General features: G+C 71.4%; 4 protein-coding genes and 1 pseudogene. All 5 read left to right on the forward strand.

Going from position 1 to position 6,601, the window contains the following annotated elements:
- Positions 1-1,055: LacI family DNA-binding transcriptional regulator (locus tag BN12_RS17095; RefSeq protein WP_048554345.1), on the forward strand; the 1,055-nt coding region annotated here is incomplete at its 5' end.
- Positions 1,056-1,156: 101 nt separating this feature from the next.
- Positions 1,157-2,242, forward strand: coding sequence for a LacI family DNA-binding transcriptional regulator (locus tag BN12_RS17100; protein WP_048554346.1), 1,086 nt, complete (start codon positions 1,157-1,159; stop codon positions 2,240-2,242).
- A gap of 125 nt (positions 2,243-2,367) precedes the next feature.
- A complete protein-coding gene (locus BN12_RS17105) occupies positions 2,368-4,686 on the forward strand; it encodes an alpha-galactosidase (protein ID WP_157635541.1) in 2,319 nt (772 codons plus the stop codon).
- Between the two features lie 9 nt (positions 4,687-4,695).
- Positions 4,696-5,610: a carbohydrate ABC transporter permease gene (locus BN12_RS17110; RefSeq protein ID WP_048554348.1), complete on the forward strand. Its 915-nt coding sequence runs from the start codon at positions 4,696-4,698 to the stop codon at positions 5,608-5,610.
- 15 nt (positions 5,611-5,625) lie between these two features.
- Positions 5,626-6,571 (forward strand): annotated as a pseudogene (locus BN12_RS17115) (carbohydrate ABC transporter permease).
- Positions 6,572-6,601 lie beyond the last annotated feature (30 nt).

Consider the following 6,601-nt stretch of genomic DNA (forward strand, 5'->3'; position numbering starts at 1 on the left):
ACGACGTCGCCGTCATGGCGGGTGTGAGCGACGCGGTCGTCTCCTACACCCTCAACGGCCGGGCCCCCGTCGCGCCGGCGACGGCCGAGCGGGTCCGGGAGGCGATCCGGACCCTCGGGTACCGGCCGAACCACACGGCGCGGGCGCTGAAGTCCGGCTCGTCCGGCGCCATCGCCCTCATCGCGCCGCGTGGCGAGGACCCGGCCTTCACCAACCCGTTCTTCACCGAGTTCGCGGCCACCGCCGAGGATCTCGCGAGGCGGCGCGGGTTCGCCTTCTACATGGCCTCCTACGCCCTCGACCGGGAGACCGTCGTCGACCGGCTCCAGGAGTTCGCCGACCGGCAGGTCGACGGCGCGCTCATCATCCCCGACGACCGGCGCGATCGCCGCAGCGTCGCCGCCATCGACGCGGTGGGCGTCCCGTGGGTCCAGGTCGACACCGTCGATCCGATCCCCGGCGCGAGCACGGTCGGCGCCGACCTCTATCGGGGCGGCGTCGACGCGACGACCCACCTCGCCGACCACGGTCACCGCCGGATCGGCTACGTCGGGCACGTCGGCGACGAGCCCCGCCACCGCGCGTGGCAGGACACCTGCCGCCGTCTCGGGCTCGACCCCGGACCCGCGCTCCCCGCCCGGTTCACCCGGGAGGGCGGGTATGCCGCCGCCTCCCGGATGGTCCGGGCCGGCGACCTCCCTCCCGCCCTGTTCGCCGCGTCCGACCTCGTCGCCCTCGGCGTGCTCCGGGCCTTCCACGAGGCTGGAGTCGCCGTCCCCGACGACGTCGCGCTCGTGTCGTTCGACGGTTCGTGGGAGGCCGAGTACTCCTGGCCCGCCCTCACCTCCGTGCGCCAGCCCATCGAGGAGATGGCCGACGCCGCCCTGACCCAGCTCCTCGCCGCCGACTCCGCCGACTCCTCCGAACCCACCGACCCACCCGACGCGGCCGACGGACTCGAGGCGTCCGACGGACTCGCGCAACGCCACCGACGCGAGCGGCACAGCGTCTTCCCCGGCCGGCTCGTCCTGCGGGCGTCATGCGGCACCCACTGACGATCTCCCACGACGGCTCCTTGCACCCGAGGGTGCGGAGTGCCACACTGACCGCTGCAGAATCGATTCTGCAGCGACCGCCCCGAAGGAGGTGCGCGTACGTGAGACCACCGCGGATCCGTGACGTCGCCGCCCTCGCCGGGGTCGCTCCCTCGACCGTCAGCGTCGTCCTCAACGACGTCGCGGAGTCGCGCATCTCCGACGACACCCGGCGGCGGGTCCACGAGGCGGCGGACCTGCTCGGCTACACGCCCAACGCCGCGGCCCGCAGCCTGCGCACCGCCCCGGAGCGGGCCCTCGCCCTCGTCGCCGTCGACGGGCTCGGCCACCTCCCCTACGGCCTCGGCCTCGTCCAGGGTCTCCAGGAGGCGTGCTCCGAGCGGGGCGTCCACCTGCTCACCCTGACGACGGGGACCGACAGGAGCCGCGAGTCGGAGGCCCTGCGCTTCGCGGCCGGCGCGCAGGTCGTCGGCACCGTGCTCGCCTCCGTCTACCACGTCCGGCGGCAGGTCCCCAAGCTCCGCAACCTCCTGTGCCTCAACATCGAGCCGGACGAGGAGCGCGACGGGCTCACGGCGATCGTCCCCGACGAGCGGGCCGCCGGGCGCCTCGTCGCGGAGGAGCTGTTGGCCCTCGGCCACCGCCGGGTGGCCCTGCTGAGCCTCACCCGGACGCTGGAGGTGTCCCAGCGACGGGACGCCTTCCTCGAGACCCTCCTCGCGGCGGGGATCTCCCGGTCGGAGATCGTCGTCGACCGGTCACCGAACCACGACGGCACGGCATTCGGTGGATGGGTCGCCGCAGGGCGGGTCCTCGACCTGCCCGACCGGCCCACGGCGATCGCCTGCTTCAACGACCGGATGGCCATGGGCGTCTACCGGGCGGCGGCGAGGCGGGGCCTGCGGATCCCCGAGGACCTCACCGTCATCGGCCACGACGACCTCGAGCCCGTGGCCGAGTCCCTCCACCCGTCGCTCACGACCGTCGCCCCGCCGTACTCGGAGATGGCCGAGCTCGCCGCCTCGATCCTCCTCGACGACCCCGGGACCGCACCGGGCGGCGGAGCCACACCGGGCGGGACGACCGCTCTTGCCGGTGAGCTCGTGCGCCGGTTCTCCGCGGCGGCTCCGGCCGCCCCCGCGCGATCACCGCGGACCCACCGCAAGGAGCTCGACGTGCAGACCTGACCCGACATGACTGCGACCGCCGCGATGCGCCAACACCGCGACGGCCGCAGCCGGAAGCGGCACGCATCGTGTCGCAACCCTTCGCCTCACCGCCTGCCAGGGCGGCTCCGCCAGTAAGGAACTCGATGGTAACAAGCACGTCCTCCTCCGTGTCCGCGATGGTGCATCTGCGGGCCGCCGGGGTCTCGCTGCTCCTCGACTGCCGCGAGGGCGCCCTCCCGGTCGTCACGCACTGGGGGCGCGACCTCGGCCCCCAGTCCGCCGAGCTCGCGTGCAACCTCGCTCGGGCCGCCGTCCCCGTCGTCGGCCCGAACGTCGCCGACGTCCCGGTGCCGGTGGCTATCCTCCCGGAGCACCACACCGGCTTCGTCGGACGTCCCGGGCTCTCCGGGTCCCGCGCGGGTGTCGCCTGGTCGCCCCGCTTCGTCGTCACGTCGCTCGTATGCGACGGGTCCGTCGTCGACGGCTCCGTCGCCGACGGCTACGTCGAATGCGGCGCTGCCCCCGTCGCGATCACGGCCGAGGACGCCGAGGCCGGGCTCGCGCTCGAGCTCGTCGTCGAGCTGCTGCCCACCGGGCTCGTCCGCCTCCGGGCCACCCTGACCAACCGCTTGGGCCGCTACCAGGTCGACCACCTGAACCTCGCCCTCCCCGTGCCGGCCGAGGCGAGCGAGCTGCTCGACCTGGCGGGCCGCTGGGGACGCGAGCGGGTGCCGCAGCGCTCGCCGTTCACCGTCGGCACCCACCTGAGGGAGAGCCGCAAGGGTCGCACGGGGGCGGACAGCGCATACGTCCTCCATGCCGGCACACCCGGCTTCGGGTTCGCCGACGGCCGGGTGTATGCCCTCCACACCGCCTGGAGCGGCAACCACGTCCACTACGCGGAGCGGATCTTCACCGGCGAGCGGCTCCTCGGGGGCGGCGAGCTGCTGCTCCCCGGGGAGGTCATCCTCGACGAGGGCGACACGTACACGACCCCCTGGCTGTATGCCGCCTGCGGGGACGGGCTCGACGAGGTCGCCCGCCGGTTCCACCGCCATCTGCGCTCCCGGACCCGGCCCGTGGGTCCGGACCGGCCGGTCACCCTCAACGTCTGGGAGGCCGTCTACTTCGACCACGACCTGCCCCGACTGCTCGACCTCGCCGATCGGGCGGCGGCGCTCGGAGTGGAGCGATTCGTCCTCGACGACGGCTGGTTCGGGTCCCGGCGCGACGACCGCAGCGGTCTCGGCGACTGGGTCGTCTCCCCCGACGCGTGGCCCGACGGGCTCCATCCCCTCGTCGACCGCGTCCGGGAGCTCGGCATGGAGTTCGGTCTGTGGTTCGAGCCCGAGATGGTCAACCCCGACTCCGACGTCGCCCGCGCCCATCCCGAGTGGATCATGGCCGCCCGCGACGAGTGGCCCGTCGAGTCGCGCTTCCAGCAGGTGCTCAACCTCGGAATCCCCGCGGCGTATGCCCACGTGCGCGACCAGCTGCGCGCCATCCTCGACGAGTACGACATCGGCTACCTCAAGTGGGACCACAACCGCGACCTCGTCGAAGCGGGGACCCGCACCGACGGCGGCCGTCCCGGGGTCCATGCCCAGACGATGGCGTTCTACCGGCTCCTCGACGAGCTGCGCGCGTCCTACCCGCACCTGGAGATCGAGTCGTGCTCGTCCGGTGGCGCCCGGGTCGACCTTGGCGTCCTCGAGCGGACCGACCGGGTCTGGGTGTCGGACTGCATCGACCCGCACGAACGCCAGCACATGCTGCGGTGGACGACCCAGCTCATCCCCCCGGAGTACATGGGATCCCACATCGCCTCGGGCCGCTCGCACACGACGGGACGGATGCACGACCTCGGATTCCGGGCCGGCACAGCGGTCTTCGGCCACCTGGGCATCGAGTGGGACCTCGCCCGAGCCAGCGCCGAGGAGCTCGCCGAGCTCGGGGAATGGATCACCTTCTACACCGCATACCGTCGGCTGCTGCTCGCCGGAGACGTCGTGCGGATGGACGGGTACGACCCACACCTGGCCGTCCACGGGGTCGTCGCCCCCGACCGGTCCGAGGCCGTCATCGCCGTCGCCACCCTGGGCAGCCTCGACGCGACCCCCGGGCCCCGCGTGCGGTTCCGCGGGCTGACGCCCGACGCCGCCTACCGGGTCCGCCCCCTCCTCGTCGGCGGCACCCCGTCGGGACTCCAGGCACCGGGGTGGTGGGGAACCCCCGCCCTGCCGCCCCACGCACTCGAGTCCGGCCACGAGCCGCCCCGCCTCGACGCGACGACGGCGTGCGGGACCGTGCTCACCGGCATGGCCCTCGCCGAAGCCGGCTTCACCCCCCCGCTCCTGCACCCCGACCAGGTGGTGCTCCTCCACGCGACGAGGCAGGACACGATCCGGCCCGCCGACGCCACCCCGCCCACCCGTGCCGCCACGTCGGCGACCCGCTCCTAAGGAGGCTTCATGAGCGCATCGGTGCCAACGAAGTCACCGGCCCCGGCCACCCGCCGCGCGCCGGACGATACGAAACTCGCTCTGCTGTTCATCGCCCCGGCCCTCATCGGCTTCCTCGTCTTCATGGTGTGGCCGACGATCCGTGGCATCTACCTGTCCTTCACCTCCTTCAACCTCCTCACCCCGCCGAAGTGGATCGGCCTGGACAACTACGTCCGGATGATCCACGACCCGGTGTTCTGGAACGCGATCAAGGTGACCGTCTACTACGTCGCCCTCAACATCGGGATCCAGACGGTCCTCGCGCTCGTCATCGCCGTCATGATGCAGCGCCTCACCCAGAAGACGTGGCTGCGCGGCATCGTCCTCACGCCCTACCTGGTGTCCAATGTCGTTGCGGCGATGGTGTTCCTGTGGATCCTCGACTACCAGCTCGGGATCACGAACAACATCATCGCGGCGATCGGTCTGGACCGGATCCCCTTCTTCACCTCCGGGGGCTGGGTCATCCCGACGATCGCCTTCGTCAACGTCTGGCGGCACGTCGGCTACACCGCGCTGCTCATCTTCGCCGGCCTGCAGACCATCCCGGAGACGGTCTACGAGGCGGGACGGATGGACGGCGCGAGCGAGGTGACGATGTTCCGCCGGATCACCATCCCCCTCCTGCGGCCCATCCTGTCCCTCGTCCTCATCATCACCATCGTCGGGTCGTTCCAGGTCTTCGACACGGTCGCGATCGCCACCCAGGGCGGACCCGTCAACTCCTCGCGCGTCCTGCAGTTCTACATCTACGACGTGGCCTTCGGGCGCTTCCAGTTCGGGTACGCATCGGCGATGTCCGTCGGGCTGCTCATCGTGCTCATGGTCATCACGTTCGTCCAGTACCGGCTGAGCCGGGCCGACGACTCCGACCTGAGCTGACGAAGGGGTTCTGTCATGACCGACACCATCGCACCGCCCACGACCGCCGAGCAGCCGCCGCAGGTGCGGCCGGCCGAGCGCCCCGGCTTCAACTGGGGCAAGGCCGCCGCCTGGACCTTCATGGTCCTGTTCATCATCGTCACGCTGTTCCCCTTCTACTGGATGCTGCGGACGGCGTTGTCCTCCAACAGCGCCCTGTATGCGGGGTCGCACAGCATCCTTCCCGTCAAGCCCTCCCTCGGGGGCTTCGCCCGGGTCTTCGGCCTGCAGACCGGCCGGGCAGGCCGCCGTCGACGCCGGCGGCGCCGGACAGGCGATCAACTTCTGGCGCTACCTGCTCAACTCCATCATCGTCGCCACCCTCGTGACCGTCGGGCAGGTCTTCTTCTCGGCGATGGCCGCGTATGCCTTCGCCCGGCTGCGGTGGCGCCACCGGGACAAGGTCTTCACCTTCTTCCTCATGGGCCTGATGATCCCCTCGATCTTCACCCTCCTGCCCAACTTCGTCCTCATCAAGGAGCTCGGGCTCGTCGACACGCTCCTCGGGATCGCCCTGCCCACGATGCTCATGACGCCGTTCGCCGTGTTCTTCCTCCGCCAGTTCTTCCTCGGGATCTCCCGGGAGGTCGAGGAGGCCGCGCTCGTCGACGGGGCGTCGAAGATCCGGGTGTTCTTCCAGCTCATCATCCCGATGTCGAGCGCCCCGATCGCCACCTTGTCGATCCTCACCTACATCGCCGCGTGGAACGACTACTTCTGGCCCCTCATGGTCAGCTACACGGACAAGTCCCGCGTCCTGACCGTCGGGCTCGGCGTCTTCAAGTCGCAGACGCCCCAGACCGGGCCGGACTGGGCCGGACTCATGGCCGCCACGCTCGTCGCGGCCCTCCCGATGCTGCTGCTGTTCGCAGCGTTCGCCAAGCGCATCGTCAACTCCATCGGCTTCAGCGGCATCAAGTGAGAGGCACCGCCATGCATTCCGCTCCCCCCA

Source organism: Nostocoides japonicum T1-X7, from assembly GCF_001046855.1.
In the GTDB taxonomy this organism is placed as follows: Bacteria; Actinomycetota; Actinomycetes; order Actinomycetales; family Dermatophilaceae; genus Nostocoides; species Nostocoides japonicum.

What these genes read in the sequence shown, in the direction of transcription:
- BN12_RS17105 (WP_157635541.1), top strand. Translation starts at nt 2,368, where the DNA reads ATGGTAACAAGCACGTCCTCCTCCGTGTCCGCGATGGTGCATCTGCGG.
- BN12_RS17110 (WP_048554348.1), top strand. Translation starts at nt 4,696, where the DNA reads ATGAGCGCATCGGTGCCAACGAAGTCACCGGCCCCGGCCACCCGCCGC.